25 protein-coding genes and 1 pseudogene are annotated in these 26,637 nt (G+C 67.6%); 17 read left to right on the plus strand and 9 right to left on the minus strand.

The window, feature by feature from the left end; genetic code table 11:
• Positions 1–27 precede the first annotated feature (27 nt).
• From VUG52_RS15055 to pdxR, 7 genes are all read left to right on the plus strand, one after another.
• The gene (locus VUG52_RS15055; protein ID WP_050706198.1) at positions 28–357 is read left to right on the plus strand and encodes a hypothetical protein; all 330 of its coding nucleotides are present in this window, start codon (positions 28–30) and stop codon (positions 355–357) included.
• Between the two features lie 173 nt (positions 358–530).
• Positions 531–1,751: a M20/M25/M40 family metallo-hydrolase gene (locus tag VUG52_RS15060; RefSeq protein ID WP_050706199.1), complete on the plus strand. Its 1,221-nt coding sequence runs from the start codon at positions 531–533 to the stop codon at positions 1,749–1,751.
• A 6-nt stretch (positions 1,752–1,757) separates the two neighbouring features.
• Positions 1,758–3,257, plus strand: a complete 1,500-nt coding sequence (gene glcD, locus VUG52_RS15065; protein WP_050706200.1) for a glycolate oxidase subunit GlcD — start codon at positions 1,758–1,760, stop codon at positions 3,255–3,257.
• On the plus strand, positions 3,257–4,303 hold the full coding sequence (glcE, locus tag VUG52_RS15070) for a glycolate oxidase subunit GlcE (RefSeq protein ID WP_050706201.1): 1,047 nt from the start codon (positions 3,257–3,259) through the stop codon (positions 4,301–4,303). Before glcD ends, glcE begins: the two co-directional genes overlap by 1 nt.
• 9 nt (positions 4,304–4,312) lie before the next feature.
• Complete coding sequence (gene glcF / locus VUG52_RS15075; protein ID WP_050706202.1) at positions 4,313–5,569, plus strand: glycolate oxidase subunit GlcF; 1,257 nt, start codon at positions 4,313–4,315, stop codon at positions 5,567–5,569.
• 165 nt (positions 5,570–5,734) lie between these two features.
• Positions 5,735–6,076, plus strand: coding sequence for a hypothetical protein (locus VUG52_RS15080; protein WP_050706203.1), 342 nt, complete (start codon positions 5,735–5,737; stop codon positions 6,074–6,076).
• A 256-nt stretch (positions 6,077–6,332) separates the two neighbouring features.
• Complete coding sequence (pdxR, locus tag VUG52_RS15085) at positions 6,333–7,766, plus strand: MocR-like pyridoxine biosynthesis transcription factor PdxR (RefSeq protein ID WP_331831696.1); 1,434 nt, start codon at positions 6,333–6,335, stop codon at positions 7,764–7,766.
• Here the strand turns inward: pdxR and VUG52_RS15090 are convergent.
• Both VUG52_RS15090 and VUG52_RS15095 read right to left on the minus strand, forming a co-directional pair.
• Positions 7,759–8,952: a cyanate transporter gene (locus VUG52_RS15090; protein WP_050706205.1), complete on the minus strand. Its 1,194-nt coding sequence runs from the start codon at positions 8,950–8,952 to the stop codon at positions 7,759–7,761. The genes pdxR and VUG52_RS15090 overlap by 8 nt on opposite strands.
• A complete protein-coding gene (locus VUG52_RS15095; RefSeq protein ID WP_050706206.1) occupies positions 8,949–9,407 on the minus strand; it encodes a nucleoside deaminase in 459 nt (152 codons plus the stop codon). Before VUG52_RS15095 ends, VUG52_RS15090 begins: the two co-directional genes overlap by 4 nt.
• Positions 9,408–9,603: 196 nt before the next feature.
• Here VUG52_RS15095 and VUG52_RS15100 point away from each other — a divergent pair, with 196 nt between their 5' ends.
• Complete coding sequence (locus VUG52_RS15100; protein ID WP_050706207.1) at positions 9,604–10,041, plus strand: carboxymuconolactone decarboxylase family protein; 438 nt, start codon at positions 9,604–9,606, stop codon at positions 10,039–10,041.
• A 16-nt stretch (positions 10,042–10,057) separates the two neighbouring features.
• On the opposite strand, the gene VUG52_RS15105 is transcribed toward VUG52_RS15100, so the two are convergent.
• Entirely contained in the window at positions 10,058–11,071 is a 1,014-nt protein-coding gene (locus VUG52_RS15105) for an AraC family transcriptional regulator (protein WP_050706208.1), read from the minus strand.
• Positions 11,072–11,242: 171 nt separating this feature from the next.
• Between VUG52_RS15105 and VUG52_RS15110 the strand changes: the two genes are divergently transcribed.
• The 3 genes from VUG52_RS15110 to VUG52_RS15120 are packed head-to-tail and all read left to right on the plus strand — an operon-like array spanning position 11,243 to position 13,917.
• Positions 11,243–12,427: an acetyl-CoA C-acyltransferase family protein gene (locus tag VUG52_RS15110; RefSeq protein ID WP_050706209.1), complete on the plus strand. Its 1,185-nt coding sequence runs from the start codon at positions 11,243–11,245 to the stop codon at positions 12,425–12,427.
• Between the two features lie 14 nt (positions 12,428–12,441).
• Positions 12,442–13,290 (plus strand): 3-hydroxybutyryl-CoA dehydrogenase, encoded by an 849-nt coding sequence (locus VUG52_RS15115; protein WP_050706210.1) that lies wholly within the window; start codon positions 12,442–12,444, stop codon positions 13,288–13,290.
• A 12-nt stretch (positions 13,291–13,302) separates the two neighbouring features.
• Positions 13,303–13,917 (plus strand): TetR/AcrR family transcriptional regulator, encoded by a 615-nt coding sequence (locus tag VUG52_RS15120; protein WP_050706211.1) that lies wholly within the window; start codon positions 13,303–13,305, stop codon positions 13,915–13,917.
• Positions 13,918–13,956: 39 nt separating this feature from the next.
• Here the strand turns inward: VUG52_RS15120 and VUG52_RS15125 are convergent, their stop codons facing one another.
• The 4 genes and pseudogenes from VUG52_RS15125 to VUG52_RS15140 form a co-directional block, all read right to left on the minus strand.
• A complete protein-coding gene (locus VUG52_RS15125) occupies positions 13,957–14,529 on the minus strand; it encodes a DUF3156 family protein (RefSeq protein ID WP_050706212.1) in 573 nt (190 codons plus the stop codon).
• Positions 14,510–16,009, minus strand: a complete 1,500-nt coding sequence (locus VUG52_RS15130; protein WP_050706213.1) for an APC family permease — start codon at positions 16,007–16,009, stop codon at positions 14,510–14,512. Before VUG52_RS15130 ends, VUG52_RS15125 begins: the two co-directional genes overlap by 20 nt.
• A 431-nt stretch (positions 16,010–16,440) precedes the next feature.
• Positions 16,441–16,950: pseudogene (locus VUG52_RS15135) on the minus strand (flavin reductase family protein); the annotation flags it as partial.
• Between the two features lie 125 nt (positions 16,951–17,075).
• Positions 17,076–18,245, minus strand: a complete 1,170-nt coding sequence (locus VUG52_RS15140; RefSeq protein WP_262951749.1) for a p-hydroxyphenylacetate 3-hydroxylase oxygenase component — start codon at positions 18,243–18,245, stop codon at positions 17,076–17,078.
• A gap of 287 nt (positions 18,246–18,532) precedes the next feature.
• On the opposite strand from VUG52_RS15140, the gene VUG52_RS15145 reads away from it, so the two are divergent.
• From VUG52_RS15145 to VUG52_RS15165, 5 genes are all read left to right on the plus strand, one after another.
• A complete protein-coding gene (locus VUG52_RS15145; protein ID WP_331831697.1) occupies positions 18,533–20,020 on the plus strand; it encodes an aldehyde dehydrogenase family protein in 1,488 nt (495 codons plus the stop codon).
• 56 nt (positions 20,021–20,076) lie between these two features.
• Positions 20,077–20,895: a molybdenum cofactor biosynthesis F family protein gene (locus VUG52_RS15150; RefSeq protein WP_262951748.1), complete on the plus strand. Its 819-nt coding sequence runs from the start codon at positions 20,077–20,079 to the stop codon at positions 20,893–20,895.
• Positions 20,892–21,683, plus strand: a complete 792-nt coding sequence (locus VUG52_RS15155) for an SDR family NAD(P)-dependent oxidoreductase (protein ID WP_050706218.1) — start codon at positions 20,892–20,894, stop codon at positions 21,681–21,683. Before VUG52_RS15150 ends, VUG52_RS15155 begins: the two co-directional genes overlap by 4 nt.
• Positions 21,680–22,447, plus strand: a complete 768-nt coding sequence (locus tag VUG52_RS15160; protein ID WP_331831698.1) for an SDR family oxidoreductase — start codon at positions 21,680–21,682, stop codon at positions 22,445–22,447. Before VUG52_RS15155 ends, VUG52_RS15160 begins: the two co-directional genes overlap by 4 nt.
• A gap of 168 nt (positions 22,448–22,615) precedes the next feature.
• Positions 22,616–23,902 (plus strand): alginate export family protein, encoded by a 1,287-nt coding sequence (locus VUG52_RS15165; protein ID WP_262951795.1) that lies wholly within the window; start codon positions 22,616–22,618, stop codon positions 23,900–23,902.
• Positions 23,903–24,033: 131 nt separating this feature from the next.
• On the opposite strand, the gene VUG52_RS15170 is transcribed toward VUG52_RS15165, so the two are convergent.
• Positions 24,034–24,912 (minus strand): Dyp-type peroxidase, encoded by an 879-nt coding sequence (locus VUG52_RS15170; protein WP_331831699.1) that lies wholly within the window; start codon positions 24,910–24,912, stop codon positions 24,034–24,036.
• Between the two features lie 174 nt (positions 24,913–25,086).
• On the opposite strand from VUG52_RS15170, the gene VUG52_RS15175 reads away from it, so the two are divergent.
• Positions 25,087–25,977, plus strand: a complete 891-nt coding sequence (locus VUG52_RS15175; protein ID WP_262951746.1) for a bile acid:sodium symporter family protein — start codon at positions 25,087–25,089, stop codon at positions 25,975–25,977.
• A 144-nt stretch (positions 25,978–26,121) separates the two neighbouring features.
• Here VUG52_RS15175 and VUG52_RS15180 read toward each other — a convergent pair whose 3' ends face one another.
• Complete coding sequence (locus VUG52_RS15180; RefSeq protein WP_050706223.1) at positions 26,122–26,583, minus strand: sterol desaturase family protein; 462 nt, start codon at positions 26,581–26,583, stop codon at positions 26,122–26,124.
• Positions 26,584–26,637: the final 54 nt, after the last annotated feature.

Raw genomic sequence — 26,637 nt, forward strand, 5'->3', positions numbered from 1 at the left:
TTTCCTTCAGATGCTTAGGACAGCAACATGCGAGTGATTCTAGCAACCGTGGCCGGCTGCCTGCTGGCCAGCGCCGCCTTCGGCGCCCAGGCCCGGGCACTGAGCCAGAACGATCGCCAGGTGTGCGGCTGGGGCGCGCAGATCGCCGCCGAGGCGCAGCAGGCCAAGCTTTCCGGCGTCACCCTGTACGCCACGCGCAAGAAGCTGCAGGCGCGCAAGTTCGCCAAGCCGTGGATGCGCATGACGGCTTTCGGCATCACCGAGCAGACCTATAACAGCCGGTCTCGGCTGAAGCCGACGGCGATCAAGCAGACGTATTACGAGCAGTGCGTACAGCATGCAGTAGCGAAAAGATAAATTCTTATAATTCAATAGTTTACTAACACTATCGAATGTTGAATATCACCGTTACGTATCGTGCTTGCCAGCCCCCCTGGGCTGTGCAATAGCGTTATCGCCGGGAGCAAATGACTCGGTAATCGGGTGGCAGGGTCTACGCTGAAGGGTTCACGACAACGAGATCCCTGCCCATGCCCTTGCGATTCTGCTCATTGGCCCTTGCCCTGGCCTGCGCCACCGCCCAGGCCGCCGACCCGACGCCCCAGGAACTGTTCAGCCAGGCCCAGGCCGAACAACCCCATTACCTGGAGACCCTCAAGACCCTGGTTGCAGTGGATACTGGCACCGGTACCGAACCCGGCCTGAAACAGGTCGCCAGCGAACTGGTGAAACGCCTCGAGGCCCTCGGCGCCAAGGTCAGCACCCAGCCGGCCACGCCCTCGGTGGGCGACAATATCGTCGGCACCCTCAAGGGCAGCGGCGACAAGGACTTCCTGCTGATGGTCCACTACGACACGGTGTTCGGCCCCGGCACCGTGGCCAAACGCCCGTTCCGGATAGACGGCGACCGCGCCTACGGCCCCGGCGTGGCCGACGCCAAGGGCGGGGTGGCGATGATCCTGCATGCGCTGAAACTGCTGCAGGACCAGCAGTACAAGGGCTACCGCACCCTCACCGTGCTGTTCAACCCGGACGAGGAAATGGGCTCGACCGGCTCGCGACAGCTGATCGCCGAACTGGCGCGCAAGCACGATTTCGTCTTCTCCTACGAGCCACCGGACAATGACGCGGTCACCGTTGCCACCAACGGCATCAACCGCCTCAAGCTCGAGGTCAAGGGTCGCGCTTCCCACGCCGGCTCCGCTCCGGAAGCCGGGCGCAACGCGCTGATGGAACTGGCGCACCAGTTGCTGCAGTTGAACGACCTCGGCGACAAGAGCAAAGGCACTACCGTCAACTGGACCCTGGCCAAGGCCGGGGAAAAGGCCAATATCATTCCCGCCCAGGCCAGCGCCGAGGCCGACATGCGCTACTCCGACCTGAGCGAGACCGAGCGGGTGCAGGAAGATGCCCTGCGGATCATCAAGAAACAGCTTGTGGCCGATACCCAGGTCGAGCTGGTCGTGGAGAAAGGCCGCCCGCCGCTGGCCAAGAACGACGCCTCCACGGAGCTTGCGCAAACCGCACGGCAGCTCTACAGCAAGATCGACCGGCAGTTGCAGCCGATCGCCATGCGCTTCGGCACCGACGCCGGCTACGCCTACGTGCCCGACAGCGACAAGCCGGCGGTGCTGGAAACACTGGGTGTGGTCGGCGCCGGCCTGCATGGCGACGACGAGTACATGGAGATCGCCAGCGTGGCGCCACGCTTGTACCTGACGGTGGCGATGATCCGGCACCTGGCGCAGTAAGCCTGCATGAATATCCTCTACGACGAACGTGTCGATGGACCGTTGCCGGCCGTGGACAAGCCAACACTGCTGGCCGCCCTGCGCGAGGCCCTGCCCGATCTGCAGATCCTGCACCGCAGCGAAGACCTCAAGCCCTACGAGTGCGACGGCCTCTCGGCCTACCGCACGCTGCCGCTGCTGGTGGTGTTGCCCGAACGCATGGAACAGGTACAAACACTGCTGCGGCTCTGCCACCAGCGCGGCGTACCAGTGGTGGCGCGCGGCGCCGGCACCGGCCTGTCCGGCGGCGCCCTGCCGTTGAGCCAGGGCATCCTGCTGGTGATGGCGCGCTTCAATCGCATCCTTGAAGTCAACCCGCAGGGCCGCTTCGCCCGGGTCCAGCCCGGTGTGCGCAACCTGGCGATCTCCCAGGCGGCGGCGCCCCATGGGCTGTACTACGCGCCCGATCCGTCCTCGCAGATCGCCTGCTCGATCGGCGGCAATGTCGCCGAGAATGCCGGTGGCGTGCATTGCCTGAAATACGGCCTGACCGTGCACAACCTGCTCAAGGTGGAGATCCTCACCGTCGAAGGCGAACGCCTGGTACTGGGCAGTGATTCTCTGGACAGCCCCGGTTTCGACCTGCTGGCGTTGTTCACCGGCTCCGAGGGCATGCTCGGCATCGTCACTGAAGTCACCGTCAAGCTGCTGCCCAGGCCGCAGGTGGCGCGGGTGCTGCTGGCCAGCTTCGACAGCGTCGAGGATGCCGGAGGCGCGGTGGCCGAGATCATCGGCGCCGGGATCATCCCCGCAGGGCTGGAAATGATGGACAACCTGGCGATTCGTGCCGCCGAGGATTTCATCCATGCCGGCTACCCGCTGGACGCTGCGGCGATCCTGCTGTGCGAGCTCGACGGCGTCGAGGCTGACGTGCACGACGACTGCACCCGGGTCGATGCCGTGCTGCGCAAGGCCGGTGCCCACGAAGTGCGCCTGGCCTGCGACGAAGCCGAGCGCGCACGCTTCTGGGCCGGGCGCAAGAATGCCTTCCCGGCAGTGGGGCGCATTTCCCCGGACTACTACTGCATGGACGGCACCATACCGCGCCGCGAGTTGGCGCGGGTGCTCAAGGGCATCAGCGAGCTTTCCGGGCAGTACGGCCTGCGGGTGGCCAACGTGTTCCATGCCGGCGACGGCAACCTGCACCCGCTGATCCTGTTCGATGCCAACCTGCCCGGCGAACTGGAGCGCGCCGAGGCCATCGGCGGCCAGATCCTCGAACTGTGCGTGGCCGTCGGCGGCAGCATCACCGGCGAGCACGGCGTGGGCCGGGAGAAGATCAACCAGATGTGCGCGCAGTTCAACAGCGACGAGATCACCCTGTTCCACGCGGTCAAGGCCGCCTTCGACCCACGGGGCCTGCTCAACCCGGGCAAGAACATCCCCACCCTGCAGCGCTGCGCCGAGTTCGGCGCGCTGCATGTGCACCACGGGCAACTGCCCTTCCCCGACCTGGAGCGCTTCTGATGGACAGGGACCTCGGCCAGGACCTGCTGGAGCAGGTCAACCAGGCGCTGGACCAGCGCACCCCGCTGCGCATCCAGGGCGGCAACAGCAAGGCCATGCTCGGTCGCCCGGTGACCGGGCAGGTCATCGACACCCGCGGCCACCGGGGCATCGTCGGCTACGACCCCACCGAGCTGGTGCTCACCGCCCGCGCCGGCACGCCCCTGCGGGAGATCGAGGCGACGCTGCACGAAGCCGGGCAGATGCTGGCCTGCGAGCCACCACACCTGGGCCCCGAGGCGACGCTGGGCGGCATGGTCGCGGCCGGGCTGTCGGGACCACGCCGGCCCTGGGCCGGGTCGGTGCGTGACTATGTCCTCGGCACCCGGCTGATCACCGGCCACGGCAAGCACCTGCGCTTTGGTGGCGAGGTGATGAAGAATGTTGCCGGCTACGACGTGTCGCGGCTGATGACGGGCAGCTTCGGCTGCCTGGGGCTGCTCACCGAAGTGTCGCTCAAGGTACTGCCGCGGCCACGCCAGTGCCTGGGCCTGCGCCTGGAGATGAACACGCAGCAGGCACTCGCCGCACTCGCCGAATGGGGCCGGCAAGCGCTGCCGGTCAGCGCCGCCTGCCATGACGGCGAGGCGCTGCATCTGCGCCTGGAGGGCGGCGAAGGTTCGGTGCGATCGGCCCGTGAGCGCCTGGGTGGCGAAGCCTTCGACACGAGCTTCTGGCAAGACCTGCGCGAGCAGCGCCTGGCGTTCTTCGCCGCACCCGCAACACTGTGGCGGCTGTCCCTGCCCATTGCCTGCGGCGCACTCGAACTGCCGGGACAGCAGTTGATCGACTGGGGTGGCGCCCAACGCTGGCTCAAGTCAGACGCCCCGGCGTCGGTCATCCGGGCATTGGCGGCCGAGGCCGGCGGTCATGCCACCGCCTACGCGCCCGGCGACGACAGCAGCGCCCCACTCGATCCGCTGACGCTGCGCTATCACCGGGCACTGAAAAACCAACTCGATCCCCAGGGTGTGTTCAACCCTGGCCGCCTGTACGCGCACTTGTGAGGCCACGGCATGCAAACCCACCTGAGCGAATCCGCCCGCCAGCTGCCCCGCGCCGACGAGGCCGAACGCATCCTGCGTTCCTGCGTGCACTGCGGGTTCTGCACCGCCACCTGCCCCACCTACCAGCTGCTCGGCGATGAACTGGACGGGCCTCGCGGGCGCATCTACCTGATCAAGCAGGTGCTCGAAGGCGAACCGGCGGGCACCAGCACCCAGGCGCATCTGGACCGCTGCCTGAGCTGCCGCAACTGCGAGACCACCTGCCCGTCGGGGGTGGAGTACCACAGCCTGCTCGACATCGGCCGCGCCGTGGTCGACCGGCAAGTCCCCCGACCACCGGGGCAACGCCTGCTGCGCGCGGGCCTGCGCGCCGTAATACCTCGGCCTGGCGCCTTCAAGGCGCTGATCCGCACCGGCCTGGTACTGCGCCCCCTGCTCCCGGCCAGTTTCAAGGACAAGCTGCCGGCGCAGGTCGTCGCCCCGGGTCAACGCCCGGCGCCGCGCCATGCCCGCCGCGTGCTGCTGCTCGAAGGCTGCGTGCAGCTGGCCCTTTCACCCAACACCAACGCCGCCGCCACGCGCCTGCTCGACCGGCTAGGCATCAGCGTCGAGCCGGCCCGCGAAGCCGCTTGCTGCGGTGCGCTGGACTATCACCTGGATGCCCAGGCACGAGGCCTCGACCGCGCCCGACGCAACATCGACGCCTGGTGGCCGGCCATCGAGGCCGGCGCCGAGGCCATCGTGCAGACCGCCAGCGGCTGCGGCGCCTTTGTCCGCGACTATGGCCACCTGCTGCAACACGACCCACGCTACGCCGCCAAGGCCGCCACGGTCAGTGCCCTGTCCTGCGACCTGGTGCAGGTGCTGCAGGCCGAGTCACTGGAGCGACTGGGTGTCTGCACCGAGCAGCGCCTGGCGTTCCACTGCCCCTGCACCCTACAGCATGCCCTCAAGCTCGGCGGTGCGGTGGAAGGCCTGCTGCAGCGCCTGGGCTTCCACCTCACCCAGGTGCCCGATGGACACCTGTGCTGTGGCTCGGCCGGCACCTATTCGCTGACCCAACCAACGCTGGCGCGCCAGCTGCGCGACAATCGCCTCAATGCCCTGGAAAGCGACAACCCACAGGTCATCGCCACCGCCAACATCGGCTGCCAGCTGCACCTCGGCGGCGCCGGTCGCACGCCGGTGCGGCACTGGATCGAAATCGTCGAGGCGGCGCTTGAGCCCGGCGCTGTCGCGGCGACGGGAATTGTGCCCCGCACCTGACGCGGATCAAGGCGATGTTTAACCTGGTGCCTGTAATTTCGGAACCCTCCTACCGAAAGTACGGAAGCTTCTAGATTGTTGCCCCACCCTCGGCAAAACATCATCAGGACTGGAGACGTGACCGCCGCCCCGGCGCGGCCAACCCCATCCAGACGAGGCCATGCCATGCCCACCAATGCTCATCGCCCTACCCGCGAACTGCGCCACACCCTGCGTCAACTGCTGGCCCACGAGGTCAGCAACCCCGACGACAACCCGCACCTGTCCGGGGTGCGCTTCTTCTGCGCCACCGACGAACACACCCGCCAGCTGATCGAGCGTGTCGAGCTGCTCGCCAGCGAAGCCTTCTTCGATGCCAAGGGCCGCGCCATCCACGCGCGCATGCGCGAAGCGGCGGTGGATGGCGTATGCATCCGACAGAAACGCAAGGCCTGCGAGGATGAAACGGTGATCCGCATCGCATTGCCGGAAAAAGGCTATATCACCATCAGTACCGCTCGCCTGTGAACACGCCGCCCCTCTCATGGAACTGCACATGACTTTTTGATTTAGCAGGAACCTGTGGGAGCGGCTTTAGCCGCGAACACCGGCAAAGCCGGTGCCATCCACCGCGTTGCTTGCTTCGCGGGTAAACCTGCTCCCACAGGGTATGCAACTCGCTCTCGGGTATTGTTCCCTGAGCGATCGCCTCCAGGGCCCCTTGCAGCTTTGTCGATAAAACCCGAAGCTTTTACCCCCCTGCGCTTCGGACACCCTCCCTCCGATGGAACTGCACATCCGCCTCGAAGGCCGCAAAGGCCTGGCCGACCAGCTCTACCAGCAACTGCGCGCCGGCATCGACAGCGGCCACTTGGCGGCCGGCACCCAACTGCCACCCACACGCCTGTTGGCCGAGCAGTTGGGCGTTTCGCGCAAGACCGTGGCCGAGGCCTACTCGCGCCTGACCTATGACAACCTGCTCAGCGGCGTGGTCGGCCGCGGTACCTTCATCACCCCGCGCCACACGCCGCGCCAGGGCGACAGCGACAACATCACCCTGGCCGCCGCCGACACCCTCGAACGCTGGCGCCAGCGCGCCACGGTGCTGGGTCGGCGGGCGCTGGACGCACCGTCACGCTACGACTTCATCGGCGGCGCCTCGAGCAAGGCGCAGTTCCCCTACGACCACTGGCGCAGCTGCATGAACTACGCCCTGCGCCGCAGCCAGCGCCACCCCGACCGACAGTTTTCCGCCCAGGGCCTGCCCGAGCTGCGCGAGGCCATCGCCCACCAGATCGCCTTCACCCGCGGCATCCAGTGCACTGCAAGTGATGTGCTGGTGTGCAACGGCGCCCAGCAGGCCCTCGACCTGATCGCCCGGGTACTGGTCGAACCCGGCTGCAAGGTGGCCATGGAGGACCCGGGCTACCCACCGGCGCGCCAGTTGTTCCTGGCCCTGGGCGCGCGCCTGCAGTCGGTGCCGGTGGACGACCAGGGACTGTGCGTCGAGCAGATCGAGGACGGCACCCGGCTGATCTACGTGACCCCCTCGCACCAGTTCCCGCTCGGCATGCCCATGACCGAGCCGCGGCGCCAGGCGCTGCTGGCGCGGGCTGCCGAGCTCGGCGCGCTGATCATCGAGGACGACTACGACTGCGAGTTCCGCTACCAGGGGCCGGCCGCCGAAGCCCTGCTGCGCCTGGACCGACATGGCCTGGTGGCCTATGTCGGGACCTTCTCCAAGACCCTGCTGCCGGAGCTGCGCATGGGCTATGCGGTGCTGCCGCCGGCCGTGCTGCAGGCCGCCTGCGTGGCCAAGCACCTGAGCGACTGGCACAGCCCGAGCCTGCAGCAATGGGCCCTGGCGCGGTTCATCAGCGAAGGTCACCTGAACAAGCACATTCGCCGTTGCCACGAGGTGTACAGCGCCCGTCGCGAGCGGATCCTCGCGCGCCTGGGCGGCGACCTGGCGCCGTGGTTCGACGCGGTGCCGGCCAGCGCCGGCTTTCACCTGAGCGCGCTGGCCAAGCCCGGGGTGGATGTCGAGCTGCTGATCAACCTGGCGCGCAAAGTCGAGGTTGGCCTCTACTCCCTTGCGCCGTTCTTCAGCGAGGCGCCGGTCAGGCCGGGGTTGCTGTTCGGCTTCGGGGCCATCGAGCTGCTGGATATCGACCCCGCGCTGGACCGGGTCGGCGACACCTTGCAGCGCCTCAGTTGAGCACGGCCTCAGCGACTCGACCCTCACGGGCGATGGCGCGGGCGTAGCCCTTCGGGGCAAAGCGCACGGTGACCAGCAGCATCGCCAGCACGGTGCAGGTCAGCAGGGTCCAGGAGGCCTGGAAGTCGCCGCTGGCATCACGCAACCAGCCGGTGATGTACGGCACGATACCGGTGACGATGAAGCCCACACCCTGGACGAAAGCCGCCAGGCTGCCGGCTTCGCCGGGCGTGCGCAGGTGCTCCAGGGTCAGCGTCAGGCTCAGGCTGAAGCACGCGCCCAGGCCCAGGCCGATCAGCGCCACCCACAGGCCCATGGCGCTGGCCGGCGCCAGCAGCAGGCCAAGGAAGCCCGCCAGCTGGATCAGCAAGGCCAGCCACAGGCCCGGCCGCCGATCGACCAGGCGCCGCAGCAGCAACGGCAGGCCCAGAGCGCCGCAGACCTGGAAGATGGTCATCAGGCCAACCAGCTCGCCGCCACCCTGGGCCGTGCCGCCGTGCTCGAGGTGATAGGCTGGCAACCAGGCGACCATGCTCGTGTAGCCACCGTTGATCAGGCCAAAGTAAAGCGCCAGCAGCCAGGCCCGGCGGTTACCGAACCAGTGCCCGCCGCCGCCACCGGCCAGGGCCGGTGTGTCCTGGCGCGGACGCAGGACAGTCCACGCCACGATCGCCAGCAGCGCCGGCAACGCCCACAGGCCAAGGCCGAACTGCCAATGGCCAAAATACGCGGTGATCGATGGGCCAAGCACCGCCGCCAGGCCACCGCCGCTCATCAACGCCGCCGAATACAGCCCCATGGTCGCCGCCAGGCGGCCGGGGAACCAGCGGTTGACCAGCCCCGGCATCATGCCCTGCACCACGGCGACACCAAGACCTGCGACCACCGCGCTTACGATCAGCGCCCAGGCGCTGTCCAGTTGCAGGCGCCACAGACACGCCAGGGCGATGGCCGCCAGCCCCGCCAGCATGCCGCCATGCTCGCTCAGCCAGCGCCGCAGCCAGGGTTGCAGGAGCGGCACCAGGCCCATGCACAGCACCGGCAACGCGGTCAGCAGCGCCGCCTGCTGGTAGCCCAAGCCGGTGCTCTGGCGCATGGGCTCGAGCAGCGGGCCAATGCTGGTGAGAATCGGCCGCAGGTTCAACGCCAGCAGCACCACCAGCAACAGGTTCAACGCGCCCCTCATGCTTCGCCGGCCTGCTGCCATTCACGGTACAGGCCGCTTTCACCCACCGGTTTCAGCGGGCGCAGGGGCAGGCTTTGCTGCTGCGGCGGGCGGGCCATCTGCGCATACACCCCGGCGGTGGACAAACCATAGGGCTCGCCCTCGTCGTTGTCGTAGGCAAACCAGGCGCGCTCGATGCCGCACAGGTGCATGGCGGCCAGGCACATCGGGCACGGATGGCCACTGGCATAGATCTCGGCGCCGTCCAGGCGCGCCCGGCCGAGCACCTGGGCGGCCTGGCGGATGGCCTGCATCTCGGCGTGGCTGGTGGGGTCCTGGGTGCTGTGGATCTGGTTGACGGCACGGGCGATCACCTGCCCCTGGTGGACCAGCACGGCGCCGAAGGGGCGGCCACCGGCCTGGATATTGGCGCGGGCAAGCTCCAGGGCCTCGCGCATGAATCGATCTGCGGACATGAAACGGTTCTCAGGTGAAGACCTGCCCATTATCCCGCCTCGGCCGCCCTGGCAGAAATGAAGAGATTGGATGCCTGTCAGTGCGCATCCGAATGGTGGATTGGCCTCCTGGCAAAGCGCGGGATTGGCTATTCGGCGCGGCGCGGCCTGGCGCTAAGGTAGTGCCACTTTCCTCTTGTCGACCTGGAGCCTCACCATGCATGACCGTATCGAATGGGCCAAACACTCGCCGGAAGCCTACAAGGCCATGATCGGCCTCGAGCAGGCGCTGGTCGCCTCGGGCCTTGAGCATTCGCTGCTCGAACTGATCCGCCTGCGCGCCTCGCAGATCAATGGCTGCGCTTACTGCGTCAACATGCACGCCAACGATGCGCGCAAGGCCGGTGAAACCGAGGCGCGCCTGCAGACCTTGAGCGTCTGGCGCGAGACCCGCTACTTCAGTGAACGCGAGCGGGCCGCCCTGGCCTGGGTGGAAAGCCTGACCCGCCTGGCCGAGCGCGGCGCGCCGCAGGACGAGTACCAGGCACTGCTGGAACACTTCAGCGCAAAGGAGATTGCCAACCTGACCCTGGCCATCGCCACCATCAACGCCTGGAACCGCTTCGGCGTGGGTTTTGCGATGGTGCCGGCGTAACCCTGGCAGGGGCCGTTCATACCGACGATGCGCGCTTGGCCCGGTAACTGCCCGGACTCTGCCCGGTCCACTTCTTGAACGCACGATGAAACGCACTGGGTTCCTGGAACCCGGTGTGTTCGGCGATCTCGGCAATGCTCAGGCGGCCTTCGCGCAGCAGTTCGAAGGCCATCGCCCGGCGCACCTCGTCCTTGATCTGCTGGTACGAGCGCCCTTCCCGCTCCAGCTGGCGACGAAAGCTGCTGGCGCTGAGCCGCTGCCGTTCGGCCATGGCGTTGAGCGTCGGCCACTGCCCGTAATGGCGGGCACGCAGGTGGCGATAGACCTCGGCCACCAGGCCATTCTGGTTGCGAAAGCGGATCACCAGCCCTTGCGGCGCGCTGCGCAGGAAGCCCTTCAGTGCCGTCAGGTCCTGCACCACCGGCAGGCGCAGCCAGGCGCTGTCGAACTCCACCTCGGTACGTCCGCTGCCCAGACGCAGGTCCGGCCCCCAGAGCAGCGTGTCATCCTCCTGCGCCGGGCGCGCCAGGGCCAGCTCGGTACGGTCGATGGCGATGCGCCGACCGGCCAGCCAGCACAGCAGGCCGATCACCAGGACCAGGTAGGTTTCCTCGGCGTAGACCCGGGTCAGCGGGTCGGCGATGTTCGACTGGACGCTGATCACCGTGCGCGCACCACGCACCGTGACGCTGCCGTTCAGGTCGCGCAAGAACAGGGCGAAACTGCCCAGGCACTGGCGCAAGGCCTTGCCCAGGGAGGGCTCCTGAATGAGGCCGCGGCAGATCAGGGCGAAGCTGCCCAGCGGCATGCCGTGGCTGTCGAGGTGGAAGAATTCGTCGTGCAGCTCGTCGATCAGCGCCAGCCACAGCTGGGCGAAGGCCTTGGCCGGCACCCGCGCCTGGGGCTCGGTCAGCACCTGCGGATCGATGCCCACCGCCCGCAGATGGGCATCGCGCGCCTGTGGTCGCTCACGCAGGGCGTGGACCATGGCATTGAGAAAATACACCGCGACCGTATCGCTATCGCGCATGGCAGAAGTCCGCTGTCTATGCTGAGTGGCAAAAAATGCCAGGTTGATTGAACAGATCCGGCATAGGCCGCCCGAAGGCCTTTGCCTAGACTCGATCCACCCCGGGAGGGGGAGGCCGCCATTCTCGCAGAGCCACCCCCACCCCGCCACGCCTTCGCAAACGGAGCCCCCATGAGCAGCACAGAAATCTTCGTCGTCAGCGCGGTACGTTCGGCCATCGGCAGCTTCGGCGGTTCGCTCAAGGACCTGCCCCTGGCCGACCTCGCCACCCAGGTGACCCGCGCCGCCATCGAGCGTTCGGGCGTCGCCGCCGAGCAGATCGGCCATGTGGTGATGGGCAACGTGATCCCCACCGAGCCGCGCGACGCCTACCTGGGCCGGGTCGCGGCGATGAACGCCGGCATTCCCAAGGAAACCCCGGCCTTCAGCGTCAACCGCCTGTGCGGCTCGGGTCTGCAGGCCATCGTCTCGGCCACCCAGGGCCTGCTGCTGGGCGACAGCGACATCGCCCTGGCCGCCGGCGCCGAATCCATGAGCCGTGGCCCCTACCTGCTGCCACAGGCCCGCTGGGGTGCGCGCATGGGCGACCTGCAGGGCATCGACTACATGGTCGGCATCCTCCAGGACCCCTTCGAGCACTTCCACATGGGCATCACCGCCGAGAACGTCGCGGCGGCCCACGGCATCAGCCGCGAGATGCAGGACGAGGTCGCCCTGACCAGCCAGCGCCGCGCCGCCCGCGCCATCGCCGAGGGTCGCTTCGACGGCCAGATCGTGCCGATCGAGATCAAGACCCGCAAAGGCCCCGTGCAATTTGCCGTGGACGAGAACGTGCGCGGCGACGCCAGCGCCGAACAGCTGGCAGCCATGAAGGCGGTGTTCAAGAAGGACGGCACCGTCACCGCCGGCAACGCCAGCAGCATCAACGACGGCGCCGCCGGCCTGGTCCTGGCCACCGGTGACGCCGTGCGTCGCGAGGGCCTCAAACCGCTGGCGCGCATCGTCGCCTACGCCCACGCCGGCGTGGAGCCGGCACTGATGGGCCTGGGCCCGATCCCGGCCACGCAGAAGGTGCTGGAGAAGGCCGGCCTGAAGGTCGCCGACCTGGACGTGATCGAATCCAACGAAGCCTTCGCCTCCCAGGCCTGCGCCGTGGCCCGCGCCCTGGGCTTCGACCCGGAGAAGGTCAACCCCAACGGCTCGGGCATTTCCCTCGGCCACCCGGTCGGCGCCACCGGCGCGATCATCGCCACCAAAGCCATCCATGAACTGCACCGCGTCCAGGGCCGCTACGCCCTGGCCACCATGTGCATCGGCGGCGGCCAAGGCATCGCCGTCATCTTCGAACGCGTCTGAAAGGAGTCAGCAACATGAACATCGAACGTATCGCCGTGATCGGCGCCGGCACCATGGGCAACGGTATCGCCCAGGTGTGCGCGCTGGCCGGCTACCAGGTCCTGCTGGTGGACGTCTCCGACGCCGCGCTGGAGCGCGGCGTGGCGACGCTGGGCAAGAACCTCGAGCGCCAGGTCGGCAAGGGCACCATCGACGCCGACAAGGCCAGCGCGGCCAAGGCACGGATCCGCACCAGCACCGACTACGCCCAGTTGGCAGACGCGCAGCTGGTGATCGAGGCGGCCACCGAAAACCTCGCCCTCAAGCAGCGCATCCTGCAGCAGGTGGCCGCCAATGTCGGCGCCGAGTGCCTGATCGCCACCAACACCTCGTCGCTGTCGGTCACCCAGCTGGCGGCCAGCATCGAGCAGCCGCAGCGCTTCATCGGCGTGCACTTCTTCAATCCGGTGCCGATGATGGCGCTGGTCGAGATCATCCGGGGCCTGCAGACCAGCGACGCGACCTACGCCCAGGCGCTGCTGGTCACCGAGAAGCTCGGCAAGACCCCGATCACCGCCGGCAACCGCCCGGGCTTCGTGGTCAACCGGATCCTGGTGCCGATGATCAACGAGGCGATCTTCGTGCTCCAGGAAGGCCTGGCCAGCGCCGAGGACATCGACACCGGCATGCGCCTGGGCTGCAACCAGCCGATCGGCCCGCTGGCACTGGCCGACCTGGTAGGCCTGGACACCTTGCTGGCGATCATGGAGGCCTTCCTCGAGGGCTTCAACGACAGCAAGTACCGCCCCGCCCCGCTGCTCAAGGAGATGGTTGCCGCCGGCTACCTCGGTCGCAAGAGCGGTCGCGGCTTCTTCACCTACTGACGGAGCCGCGCCATGCCCCCGGTCAACGCGGCGCTGCGCTGCGCCAACTTCGAGGAACGGCGTGACCGGGCCATGGCCCTGTTCGCCGAGAAAGGCTTCGGCCAGGTCAGCATGCGTGAGCTGGCGGCGCACGTGGGATTGACTGCGGGCTCGCTGTACCACCATTTCCCCAGCAAGCAGGACCTCTTGTACGACCTGATCGAAGAGCTGTACGAGGAACTGCAAGCGACCCTGGACCAGGGACGCCGGGCGCAGGCCCAGGGCAAGCCGGTGCTGGCCTGCCTGATTGCCACGCACTGGCACCTGCATGGGGAGCGCCCGTTGCAGTTTCGCCTGGCCGAACGGGATCTCTGCTGCCTGACCGACGAACAGCAGGCCCGTTTGATGACCCTGCGGGCGCGCTACGAAACCGGCCTGTTGCGTTTGATTGCACCACAGGCGCGCCTGCCCGGGAGTGCGTTGGCGGCTACCGGGCATGTGCTGGCGACGCTGTTGAACCAGCTGCCTGGGATGTTGCGGGGGAAGGGGCTGGGAGAGGCTGAAGGGGTTGGTTTGATGGAAAGCCTCGTGGCTGGCGCTGTGGAAAAGACCTTGGGCCCGGGTTCGAGGTCGGCCATGGTCGATTGAATACAGCCCCTTGCGGGGCTGCACGGCGGCCTCGACCTCTCATTGTTCGCGCAAGATTCGCTCCAGCGCATCGAAGCTCTGCCAGATCAATTCGCGTTGCTGCGCAAGCAAAGGAATGTAGCGGCGAAACGCGGGCATGCGATTGACCACCTCGCTGGCACCCATGTGTTCCAGGCACACTTGCCACTGGCCATTGTCGAAGCAGCAGGTCAAACGCTTGAAATCCAGCGGCATCAGGGCTTTGCGCAAGGCACTGTCGCTTGACAGTCTCAGCTGGACATCCTCGAACACCGGCTTCTCGCCATCGCGCAGGCGAAACACCAGTCCAGTACGGCGCACCAATCCGCTGTGATGAACGTCGAACTCAAGCTTGCCCTGCCCCAACGCGGGCACCCGCAGCGTGAGCTCGCACATCACCAGGTGCATCAACAGGTGGCTTTCGGTACGCTCACGCACCTCGATACACGGACCTTGTTCGCGGTAGGTAAAGGATGCCGCGGATTGCCAATCCGCCAATCCGAGATTGTGCCGCAGCCGCGCCAGGGTCGCCCCAGGCCGATAACCGGCCGGCGCGCGCGGGCCGGTCAGGCGCTCAAGCCAACTTGCCGACATGCTGCACCTGCTCATCGTGAGGTTGGCCGGGCTCGGCGGCGAACTCTTTCTCCAGCACATCCTCGACCCGCGCTGGCCGGAACGGGTTGACCTTCTGCACGCACAGCGTCCAGAACAGCGCGTAGGCCGCGGTGGCGCCGAGCATCACGGCGAACGGCACATAGACATCGGCCGGGTTCATGCCCGGCGGGGTAATGAACCACATGCCCAGCAGGATGCCGATGCTGGAGACGATCTGCGGCAGCGGGAACAGCGGCGAACGGTAGGCCCGCGGCAGGTCCGGCCGGCGGATGCGCAGGATCACCACCGACAGGGTCACCAGCAGGTACGCGGTGCTCCAGGCGCACACCGCCGCCAGCACCAGGTGCAGGATGTTGTCGGTGTTGCCGCCCAGGTACCAGGCGTGCAGGCACGGGATCAGCGCCACCACCAGGATGCACAGCAACGGCGTCTTGAAGCGCGGGTGCAGGTAGGTGAACACCTTGGGCAGCGCCCCGTCCACCGCCATGCCGTAGAGAATCCGCGGCACCCCGGCCATCAGCGTGTTGATGGTGGCGGCGCCGGCGAACAGGAAGCCGATGCCCAGCCACACCGGGCCGATATCGCCCATCACCTGCTCGGCGAAACGCGGGATGGCCATGGGCGTGTCCAGCAGGTGCACGCCGCTGGCGGCATCGAGCACGACGTTCTCCACCTGGCGCTTCATCGCCGCGCCGTAGATGAACATGCAGCTGGCCACGCCGAACAGCCCCAGGGCCATGGCCTTGGGCATCACCCAGGCCGAGCGGCGCAGTTCCGGGGCCAGCGGGGTGACGAATTCGCAGCCGACGAACATGAACATGGCCATGCCCACCAGCGACAGGATGGTCATCAGGTCGGTGCCGACCAGCGACACGCCGAACGGCCCGTCCAGCTCCACCGCTGGCGCGGCGATCAGGCCAAGCACGCCGAACACCATCAGCGTGGTCCACATGCCGAAGGTCAGCACCACTTCGGCGCGGCCGAAAGCGCTCACGCCGAAAGCGTTGAGCACGCCGAACACCAGCACGAAGCCCACTCCCAGCAACCACGAACCACCGGCCGACTCGGCCAGGGTGTTGAGGTGCTCGAAGTTCACCAGGGCCATGACCCCGGAGAGGATGGTCTCGGCGGTGCCGGCGAACACATGCACGATCAGGTACGCCGACAAGGTGCCGGTGATGGCGAAGAAACGGCCCAGGCCGCAGTTGATGTAGTCGTAGACGGAGCCGGTGGTCGGCAGGATCGCCGCCGCCTCGGCGAAGGTGGTCGACTGCGCCAGCATCATCACTGCGGCGATCACCATGGCCACGGCGAAGGCGCTGCCGCCGATGCCGAAGCCCATGGTCGCGGTGAGGATCACGGGGCTGGCCATGATCAGGCCGACGGTGCTGGCCAGCGCGGTGGGGAAGCCGACGCTGCCACTGTTGAGGTGCTCGGTGAGCTTATTGTTGATTGTCATGGGTGGGCCCTGGGTGGACGAGGGAAAGATTCTTCCCTGTCACTTTGCGGCCTGCACCCGGGCGGGTCTTGCCACTGCCTGCCGCGGGGCTTGATTCGTGGTGCCAGGTGCCTGACGGTAGCCTTGCAGCGTTCTTGAGATCGAGCGCCGCCCGCGCGACGCATCGCGACGCAAGGCCGCTCCTACATTTGTTGCAACGTGCCAAACCTGTCAGGCCATGGTTGCCCGCCTTGGTGCATGTCTTGAGACAGGTGAGGCGCCAGTGGTGCCCACGCTGAAACCGCGTTATACCAACAAGGCGGACCAGGTAATGGCACAGGATTGACTGGCCCGAAACAGATGTAGGAGGCCTTGCGTCGCGATGCGTCGCGCGGGCGGCGCTCGATCTCACAGGCGCTGCAACGCTTGCGTCGAACACTCCAAGACCGCTACCCCTGCACGCAACGATCCATCACCCCATGGGGCAGAACCCTGGAATACCCCCCCTGGTGATAAAGCAGCGGTGCATGCCCCAGATCGTCGAACGCCAGCACCCGGCCAATGAGAATCCAGTGATCACCGCCATCGATCTGCTGGAACTTCTCGCAGCGAAAACGCGCCGAGCAGCCCGGCAACAGGGGCGCGCCGCCCTCGCCGGTCTCATGCTCGATACCGGCGAAGCGGTCTTCGCTGGGGCGGGCGAAGGTGTTGGACAGGTCTATCTGATCGGCGGCCAGCACGTTCACGGCGAAGTGCCCGGCGGCCTCGAACACCGCATGGCTGCCAGAGCGCTTGTCGATGCTCCAGAGCACCAGTGGCGGGTCGAGGGATACCGAGTTGAAGCTGTTGGCGGTGACACCGACCTTGCGCCCCGAGGCGTCGGCGGCGGTGATCACGGTGACGCCAGTGGCGAAGTTGCCCAGGGCGCGGCGGAAGGCGCGGCTATCGAAGGGAGTGGACATGCAAGGCTCCATCATTGTTGTTGGACTGGGCCAGGACGGGTTGTGGGCGCGGGCTTGCCTGGTCGAGTGCTATCGCGGGGCAAGCCCGTTCCCACGTTGTTCCTGCCCTATTCGTCGGTTGGCGCTCAGGTCATTGCCGGGTCCGGCTCCAGCCCCATCAGCTCGCGCCCGAGGATCTGCGCGCAGACGTCGTAGTCGGTGTAGGCATGCGCGCCGGTCATGTGCGCATCGCGGAACAGCCGCTGCAGTTCGTTACCATCGAACCAGGCGCCGCCACCGGCCGCCTCCATCAGCCGATCCACGGCCTGGATGCACAACTTGACCGCATAGCCCTGGTTGGTGCGCCAGTAGGTAAGCTCGGTGCGGGTCGGGTATTGGTGACGGGCGCTGTACTCGGCGATCTGCTCCCAGCTCTTCTCCAGCAGCGCCCGCGCCGCGGCGACCTGGTGGGTGGACTCGGCCAGGCGCATCAGCGCCGGGGTTGCCGCGCCGACGGCGGCGCCGGTGTAGGCGCGCACGCGGTTGCGGGTCTTGTCCCTGAAGACCTCGAGCATGCGCTCGGCGATGCCCAGGCTGACCGTGGAGAACCCGCTGGCGAAGTACGGCCGGTACGGGTTGAAGTAGATTGCGCTGTCCGGGTACAGCCCGAAGCCCGCCGACTGGCCCTCCATCATGTCCCTGGCCTTCTGGATGCGGTGCTCGGGCACGAAGGCGCGCTCGACGATCAGCGTGCGGCTGCCACTGGCGCGCATGCCGGCGGCGAACCAGTCGTCGCGGATCTGGTAGTCGCAGCGCGGCAGCACGGCGAAGCAGTAGTCCTGGCCGCCCTCAAGGTTGACTCGGCGAAAACCCATGATCGCCCACTCGGCGTGGTCGCAGCCGCTGCTCCAGCCCATCTCGCCGCTGAACAGCACGCCGCCCTCGACCTCCTCGGTACGGCCGAACGGCGCGATGCTGCTGCTGGCGGTGGCGTCCGGGTCACGGCCCCAGATCTCGTCCTGCAAGCGTGCCGGGAACATTGCCAGCTGATGGCTGTGGGTGCACAGCAGGCTCATCGCCCAGGCAGTGCTGGCGCAGGCACCGGCCAGAGCGGCGATGCATTCGGCGAACTGCGGCAGGCTGATTTCCAGGCCGCCGTAATGCCTGGGCAGGAAGGCCTTGTGCAGGCCGATGGCCTTGAGTGCGGCGATGTTCTCGGCGGGCACGCTGCGCTCGCGCTCGGCCTGGTCGGCGCGGGCGGCGATGGCCGGCAACAGGGGCTTGAGGTCTTCGAGCAGGGAGTTTGGCTTTTTCATGGTCTGGCTCATTGTTATTGGACCCTGGCGAACGCTGCCTGGAAGGGACCGCTCGCTGATGAATGCCGGGTCAGTATGGGAGCCGTGGCCAAGACGGAAAATGCAACTTCCGCACCTCGGATTGCACTTTTCGTGGCGCCTGGCAGGCAGGGTCATGGGGGCGGCATGGGCAGACAAGATCACCAGTGTGTCGCGCTTTAAGCTGGGGGAAATCGGGCCGTGACGCGGCCCATCGCGGGGCAAGCCCGCTTCCACGAAGCCCTCGGCAACCCACCCGGAGCCCTGCCATGAGCGACATCACCCTCCTCCCCAGCGTCAGCGCCTTCCTGGCCCGCGACCACGGTCTGTACATCCATGGCGCTTTGGTCGCCAGCCAATCCAGCGCCCGCATCACCGTGCACAACCCGGCCAACGGCGAAGCCATCGCCCAGGTCGCCGATGCCAACCTGGCCGACGTCGAGCGCGCCGTCGAATCCTCCCGCCATGGTTTTGCCAGTTGGTCGCGCACCAGCCCCGCCGCCCGCGCCGCGGTGTTGTTCCGCCTGGCCGACCTGCTCGAGGCCAACCGCGAGGAACTGGCCCAGCTGGAAACCCTGCAGTCGGGCAAGCTGATCGGCATCGCCCGCGCCTTCGAGGTGGAACAGGCCGCGCACTTCCTGCGCTATTACGCCGGCTGGGCCACCAAGATCACCGGGCAGACCATCACTCCATCCCTGCCCTCCTTCGCCGGCGAACGCTACAGCGCCTTCACCCTGCGCGAGCCGGTGGGCGTGGTGGTGGGCATCGTGCCGTGGAACTTCGCCACCATGATCGCCCTGTGGAAACTGGCCTCGGCCCTGACCACCGGCTGCAGCATCGTGCTCAAGCCCAGCGAGTTCACCCCGCTGACCCTGCTGCGCATCGCCGAGCTGGCCAGCCAGGCCGGCCTGCCGCCGGGCGCGCTCAACGTGCTGACCGGCGGCGGCCTGGTGGGCAAGGCGCTGGTCGAACACCCCGGCACCGACAAGGTGTCGTTCACCGGCTCCGTGCCCACCGGCCTAGCCGTCGGCCAGGCGGCCATGGGCGCCAAGCTGACCCGCGCGACCCTGGAGCTGGGCGGCAAGAACGCGGTAGCGTTCCTGCCCGACGTCGCCGTTGAAAAGGCGGTGGATGGCATCATCGAGGCCGGCTTCCTGCACTCCGGGCAGATCTGCGCCGCCGGCGAGCGCTTCTACGTCCATCGCTCGCGCCTCGATCCGCTGCTCGAGGCCCTGTCCCAGCGCCTGGGCCAGCTGAAGGTCGGCTCGCCGCTGGACGAAACCACCCAGTTCGGCCCGGTGGCCAACAAGCCGCACCAGCAGGAGCTCGGCGAGCTGTTCGCCACCGCCCGTGCCGAGGGCAACCGCATCGTCCATGGCGGTCGCCTCGGCGACGGCCCGGGCTGCTTCGTCGAGCCCACCGTCATCCTCGCCAACAACGCGGGCGACACCCTGCTCAACCAGGAAACCTTCGGCCCGGTGGCGACCTTCCTGCCCTATGACCACGAGGACGAACTGATCCACCTGATGAACGCCTCGCCCTACGGCCTGAGCGCGAGCCTGTGGACCAACGACCTGGGCAAGGCCATGCGCCTGATCCCGGAAATCCAGGCCGGGACGCTGTGGGTCAACATGCACACCCTGCTCGACCCGGCGGTGCCGTTTGGCGGCATCAAGGCCTCGGGTATCGGCCGCGAGTTCGGCTCGGCCTTCATCGACGACTTCACCGAGCTGAAGTCGGTAATGATCCGCTACTGACCCTGGCCCGCGCCAACCACCAACTGGGCCATTACCCAACCACAGGAATCACCGCCATGCCCAACACCGCCGACTGGATCACCGTGGGCGCCCTCGCCGACGGCTTCGCGCCCGAGGCCTTCATCCTGCCGCAACTGGCCGACTTGTCCGGACGCACGCTCACCCTGCACTTCGCCAATGGCTGGGTCATCGAACACCGCTTCGACAGCGAACGCCTGCACTGGCGCGCCGCGGACGGCCACAGCAGCGGCAGCGCCGGCTACCGGGCCACCTCGGTGCGCCCCGGCATCTACCTGGTCGATTTCATCAAGCACGAGGCCGGCCAGGCCTGGTCGGTGTCGCTGGTGCTCGACACCCTCGAGCACGCCTTCACCGCCGTGCTCGGCCGCCTGCCCGACCAGGCCCGTACCCAGCGCGGCCTTTACGCCCTGGCCCTGGCTGGCGAAGCGCTGACCGGCGTCGAGGCCAGCTTCCTGCACGGCAGCCTCGACCGCCCCTGGCAGGCCGGCGCCTGCCCCCACGCTCCGACCACCGAGCTGGTCGGCCTGCGCAATCACTATCGCTACAGCCCCACCGAGGAGTACGAGCACATCTACCTCAACGCCAACTACTACAGCTGGCAGTGCCTCAAGGGCGTCGAACAGGGGTTGTGCGACACCGACCGGGCGTACTACTACAAGATCGCCGAGCAACTGTACCTGTTCGTCTGGTGCGAGAAGATCGTGCCCACCCTGGGCCTGGTGATGATCGACCTGGCGCGGCACCGCAGCGACGGCAAGATCTTCGGCTACCAGGGCGGCGGCTTCGATGCGCTGGCCAACTTCCCGGTGTCGTCCCACTGCCGGGTGCTCAACCGCACGGAGCCTGCGCAGTGAGCCGCAGCGTGCTGATCACCGGGGCCGGCAGCGGCATCGGTGAAGCCTGCGCCCTGCGCCTGGCCCGCCAGGGCTGGCAGGTGGCGCTGGTGGGCCGCCGCCGTGAAGCGCTGCAGCGCGTCGCGCAGCGGTGCGATGGCCTGGTGCTGGCCGGCGACGCCGCCGACAGCGCCACCTGGGCCGGTTTCATCGAGCAGGTGCGCGCCCGTTTCGGCGGCCTCGACGCGGTGATCGCCTGCGCCGGCGGCCACGGCTTGGGAGCGGCCGAGCAGACCAGCGACGGCGCCTGGCGCGAGGCCCTGCGCAGCAACCTCGACAGTGCCTTCCACACTGCCCGGGCCTGCCTGCCGTTGCTGCGCGAGCGGCGCGGCAGCCTGGTGCTGCTGGGCTCCATCGCCTCGCTGGCGGCCGGGCCCGAGGTTTGCGGCTACACCACCGCCAAGCACGCCCTGGTCGGCCTGACCCGCTCGCTGGCCCGCGACTACGGGCCGTTCGGCGTGCGGGTCAACTGCGTCTGCCCGGGCTGGGTGCGCACGCCCATGGCCGACCAGGAGATGCAGCCATTGATGGATCACTACCAGGAAGACCTCGACGCCGCCTACCGCCGGGTCACCGCCGACGTGCCGCTGCGCCGCCCGGCCAGCAGTGACGAGATTGCCGCCGTGTGCCAGTTCCTGGTCGGCGCCGAGGCCAGCATCGTCACCGGCGCGGTGATCACCGCCGATGGCGGTTCGACCGTGGTCGACGTGCCGACTTTGGCCTACACCCGCCTGGAACCGTCGGCATGAACGCGCGCTACGACTTCGAAGGCCGCACGGTGCTGGTCACCGGCGCGGCGGGCGGCATCGGCCAGGCCATCGTCGAGGGTTTCGCCCGTGGCGGCGCCCGGGTGCTGGCTGTGGACCTCGATCCGCAGGCGTTGCAGCGCCTGGTCGAGGAGCAGTTGGCGTTGGGGCACGAGGTTCGCGGGGAGGTCCTCGACCTGGCCGACCCCGGCGCGATCCGCGCCTTGCTGGCCGGGTTGCAACAGCTGGACGTGCTGGTGCACAACGCCGCCTACTTCCCGCTCACCCCATTCACCGAGATCGACCCGGCCCTGTTGCAGCGCACCCTGGCGGTGAACCTGGGGGCATTGTTCTGGCTCACCCAGGGCGCCCTGCCACTGTTCCGCCGCCAGGGTGGCGGGTGCGTGCTGGCCACCTCGTCGGTGACCGGGCCCCGGGTGGCTTATCCGGGCCTGAGCCATTACGCGGCGTCCAAGGCCGGGGTCAATGGCTTCATCCGCAATGCCGCGCTGGAACTGGCGGCGTTCAACGTGCGGGTCAACGGCGTGGAACCGGGGATGGTGCGCACACCGGCCATGGACAACCTCGGTGATACCGCCCTGAACACCCGGATTGCCGCCGGCGTGCCCCTGGGGCGGCTGGGCGAGCCGGCCGATATCGCCGCGGCGATGCTGTTCCTGGCCTCTGATGCCGCCCGCTACATCACCGGCCAGACCCTGGTGGTCGACGGCGGCGCGACCTTGCCTGAGATCGCCGCGAGCCTGTGATGGCGGCGACAGGCAAGGCCGCTGGCAGCCACGGGCAAGACCACCGCCAGCGTTCCACGCGCTAATAGCCCGTCACCTTTCGACACTGCCTCCACAACGACGCGGCACTCAAGACCGCACACAACAAACGAGGATCGATCCATGCGTCTCACCCCACGTCGCACCGCAATGGCCACGGCCCTGGCCCTGCTGGTCCATGGTCAGGCCAGCCCGGCCTACGAGCTGTACGCCGACGACGACAGCCACCTGAACGCCGACCTGCTCGCGGTCTGGGGCATGTTCAACAGCCGCCACAACTACGACGGCACTCCCGGTGGCTCGACCTGGCGCGAGGGCTTCATCAAGTACGGCCTCAGCGGCGACCAGGGCCTGGGCGGCAACGGCACCCTGTATGGCGCCCTCAACTGGGTCAGCTCCGGTGCCTGGGGCGACGGCGACGCTGGCGGCAACCAGGACGGCTCCGAACGCACCACCAAGATCGAGGATGCTTACCTGGGCTGGCGCTCGGGCGACCTGTTCCCGCTGCTGGGCAAGGATGGCGTGGACCTGTCCGGCGGCCGCCAGGTGATCCGCCTGGGCAGCGGTTTCCTGATCAACGACGACGGCCCCAACTTGGGCAAGGGCCCCGCCGACGGCCAGCTCAACCGCGGCGGCGGTTTCTACCTGGGCGCGCGCCACGCCTTCGACCGCACTGCGGTGCTGCGCCTGGGCGGCAATCAGGGGCTGCATGGCAGCGTGATGTGGCTCAAGTCCGACAACCGCGCCCAGGCCGAAACCGAGCTGGCGGCCGGCACCCTGGACTACACCCATGACCTGGGCACCCTGGGCCTGACCTATATCCACGGCATCGACGTGACCGACCAGTGGGCCAGCGAGTTCCAGAAGGCCCGCGAAGGCATGGATGTCTACAGCCTGCGTGGCGAAGGTGGCGTCGGGCTGGAAAACACCCGCTTCGCCTTCGAATATGCCTGGCAGGACAAGCGCGGCGGCCGCGAGACCGCCTGGTACGCCGAGGCCGGTTACACCTTTGTCGAAGCCCCCTGGGCGCCGCAGCTGACCTACCGCTACACCCGCTATTCGGCAGGCTGGGACCTGCTGTTCACCGGTCTGTCCAGCGGCTACGGCACCTGGATCCAGGGCGAGGTCGCCGGCAACTATGCCGGGCCGTTCAACACCAACAGCGGCATCCACCATGTGGGCCTGAAGGCCACGCCACGGGACGACCTCACGGTCGGCGCGCTGTTCTTCGACTTCGACACCGTGCGCACCCGCGACACCCTGAACCTGGATGCCCGGGAGCTGGACCTGTATGTGGAGTGGGCGATCAACGAGCACCTGATCGTCACCCCGCTGCTGGGACTGTTCAAGCCGCGCAAGGATCAAAGCAATGGCGGCAACCAAGTGGGCAGCGGGACCAACGTTTACAGCCAGCTGACGGTGGCGGTGCCGTTCTGAGTCATCGCGGGGCAAGCCCGCTCCCACGCCGAGCTGGACATCTGGTTCAAGGCGGGGCAAGCCTGCTCCCACGCCAAGCTGGGCATCAGGCTCAAGGCGTGGGAGCGGGCTTGCCCCGCGATGAGGGCCTATCAGCCCAGCAGAAGGCGCAGGTCGGCACCGACTTCAGCCAACGGCGGGCACCAGTAGTAGCCCCCCGTCAACGGCCGGCTGAAGCGGTACAGCCCATCGATCACGCCATCCTCGAGCCCGCTCATGCGCCGCAGCTGCACCTCGAAGGCATCCAGCGAGAAGCCCAGGGCGACAAACGCCAGGCCCGCGCCACGCTCGTCGGTCCAGGCCACCGAACGACGCACCACGAACGCCTCCGGCGCGAAGCTTTCCTGGGCGGTGCGCTTGACGTGGGCCGACTCGGGCGCATCGTCGAGCTCTTCGTTGTCGCTCAGGCGGCGACCGATGATGTTGTCCTGTTCGACCTGGGGCAGCGATTTGAAATACTCCAGGTCGTGCTTCCACAGCTGGAACGCGGCGAAGCTGGAGCCCGCCAGCCCAGGCGCGTCGCCCGGCACGATAGCGGCGGCGACGGCGTCTTCGTCCACCGGGTTCTCGGTGCCGTCTTGGTAGCCAGTCAGGTCATGGCCGCCACGGTGCAGGAAACCGTCGACGCTGTCGACCAGGCGCAGCACCGGCGCCAGCGCCTGCTGCAGGGCCTGGGCGCGCAGGAACAGCTCGCCGCGTTCGGCGCCGCGCAGCCACAGCCACAGGGCGTGCTGGGTCGCCGGGTTCTCCACCACCGCATCCAGTTGCGGGAAGCTGCGCAGGCCCGGCACTTCGCGGCCCAGGGCCTTGGCCAGCGGCGCGCCGACGCCCAGGATCAAACTCTGCCCATCGACCTGCGGCAACAGCTGGTCGAGGACGGCGGGCAAGGCCTCGAGCGAGTCAAGGGCGAAGAACAGGTGGCGGGCATGGGCCGGCACCGGAGTGGCAAGCAGACCTGGCTGGAACGGCATGACAGGCGAATCCTCGGCAAAAGGGCGAATGCTACTGCGCCGGACGATGCATCGCAACGCGACACAGGGCCGCTCGCCTCCGTAACAATCGGTTACCAAGGCAGGCCAGTTGCGATTAGCTATCGTTGCGCCACCACCTACACTCCTCGGAATCCTTCGCCCGAGAGACCGCCCATGACCGCCTCCCCGCTGCTCACCGCCCTTCTGCCGCTGGCCCTGGGCATCATCATGCTCGGTCTGGGCCTGTCGCTGACCCTGGCCGACTTCGCCCGGGTGGTGAAGTACCCCAAGCCGGTGGTGATCGGCCTGGTCTGCCAGATCCTGCTGCTGCCGCTGGTGTGCTTCCTGATCGCCAACGGCTTCGGCCTCGAATCGGCACTGGCGGTAGGTCTGATGCTGCTGGCCGCCTCTCCGGGCGGTACCACCGCCAACCTGTTCAGCCACCTGGCCCATGGCGACGTGGCGCTGAACATCACCCTGACCGCGGTCAACTCGCTGATCGCCATCCTCACCATGCCGCTGCTGGTGAACCTGTCGCTGATCTGGTTCATGGAGTCGGACCAGGCCATCCCGCTGCAGTTCGCCAAGGTCATGCAGGTGTTCGCCATCGTCCTGCTGCCGGTGGCGCTGGGCATGCTGATCCGCCACTGGACGCCACACTTTGCCACGCGCATGGAAAAACCGATGAAGATCGTCGCGGCGCTGTTCCTGGCCTTCACCATCGTCCTGGCCCTGGCCAAGGACTGGCAGACCGTGGTCGAGTACGCGCCGATCGTTGGTGGCGCCGCCCTGCTGTTCAACCTGCTCAGCCTCGCGGTGGGCTACTGGGTGCCGCGCCTGCTGAGCGTCCCGAAGCGCCAGGCGATCGCCATCGGCATGGAAATCGGCATCCACAACGGCACCCTGGCCATCGCCCTGGCCCTGAGCCCGACGCTGCTCAACAACGCGACCATGGCAGTGCCGGCGGCGATCTACAGCCTGATCATGTTCTTCACGGCGGCGGGGTTTGGCTGGTGGGTGAGCCGGGGGCACAAGGCCGCCAGCACCGTCAGCGATTGCGCCTAGAACACCGTCCCTTGTAGGAGCGGCCTTGTGCCGCGAAAGGGCCGCATAGCGGCCCCAGGATCTGTGCGCCAAAGCCGAAATCGCCGGGGCTGCTTTGCAGCCCTTTCGCGGCACAAGGCCGCTCCTACAAAGTGCGCGTGAAGCTTAGCCCTGCCGCCGCTTCAACTGTCGCTTCAGCACCCGCAACGGCGGTGCGTAGAAGAACCCGAACGACACGCTGCCCTGGCGCCCCTTCACCGCATGGTGCAGGCGGTGCGCCCGGTACAGGCGCTTGAGGTAGCGGTTGACCGGCTTTGGCGCGTGCGGCCAGTGGCGGTGGAAGAAACCATCGTGGGCGAGCACATAGGCCACGCCATACCCCGCCACCCCGGCGCCGACCCACTGCAACGGCGCATGCCCGGCCTTGCCCAGGGCCACCAGCGCCGTGGCGATCAAGCCCAGGGCCAGCAGGTAGAGGTCGTTGGTCTCCAGCATGCCCAACTGCGGCTCGTGGTGCGAGCGGTGCAGCCACCAGCCCCAGCCGTGCATGACGTACTTGTGGGCCAGCGTGCCGACGCCCTCCATGGCCACCAGGGTGCCGAACAGCACGGCGAGATTGAACAACATGGATCGGTCCGGGGGTTTGGCAACGAAAGGCGCAAGGGTACCATTGCCGCCAGG

Origin of the sequence: Pseudomonas sp. LH21 (genome assembly GCF_036549575.1) — a bacterium.
Taxonomy (GTDB): Bacteria; Pseudomonadota; Gammaproteobacteria; order Pseudomonadales; family Pseudomonadaceae; genus Aquipseudomonas; species Aquipseudomonas peradeniyensis.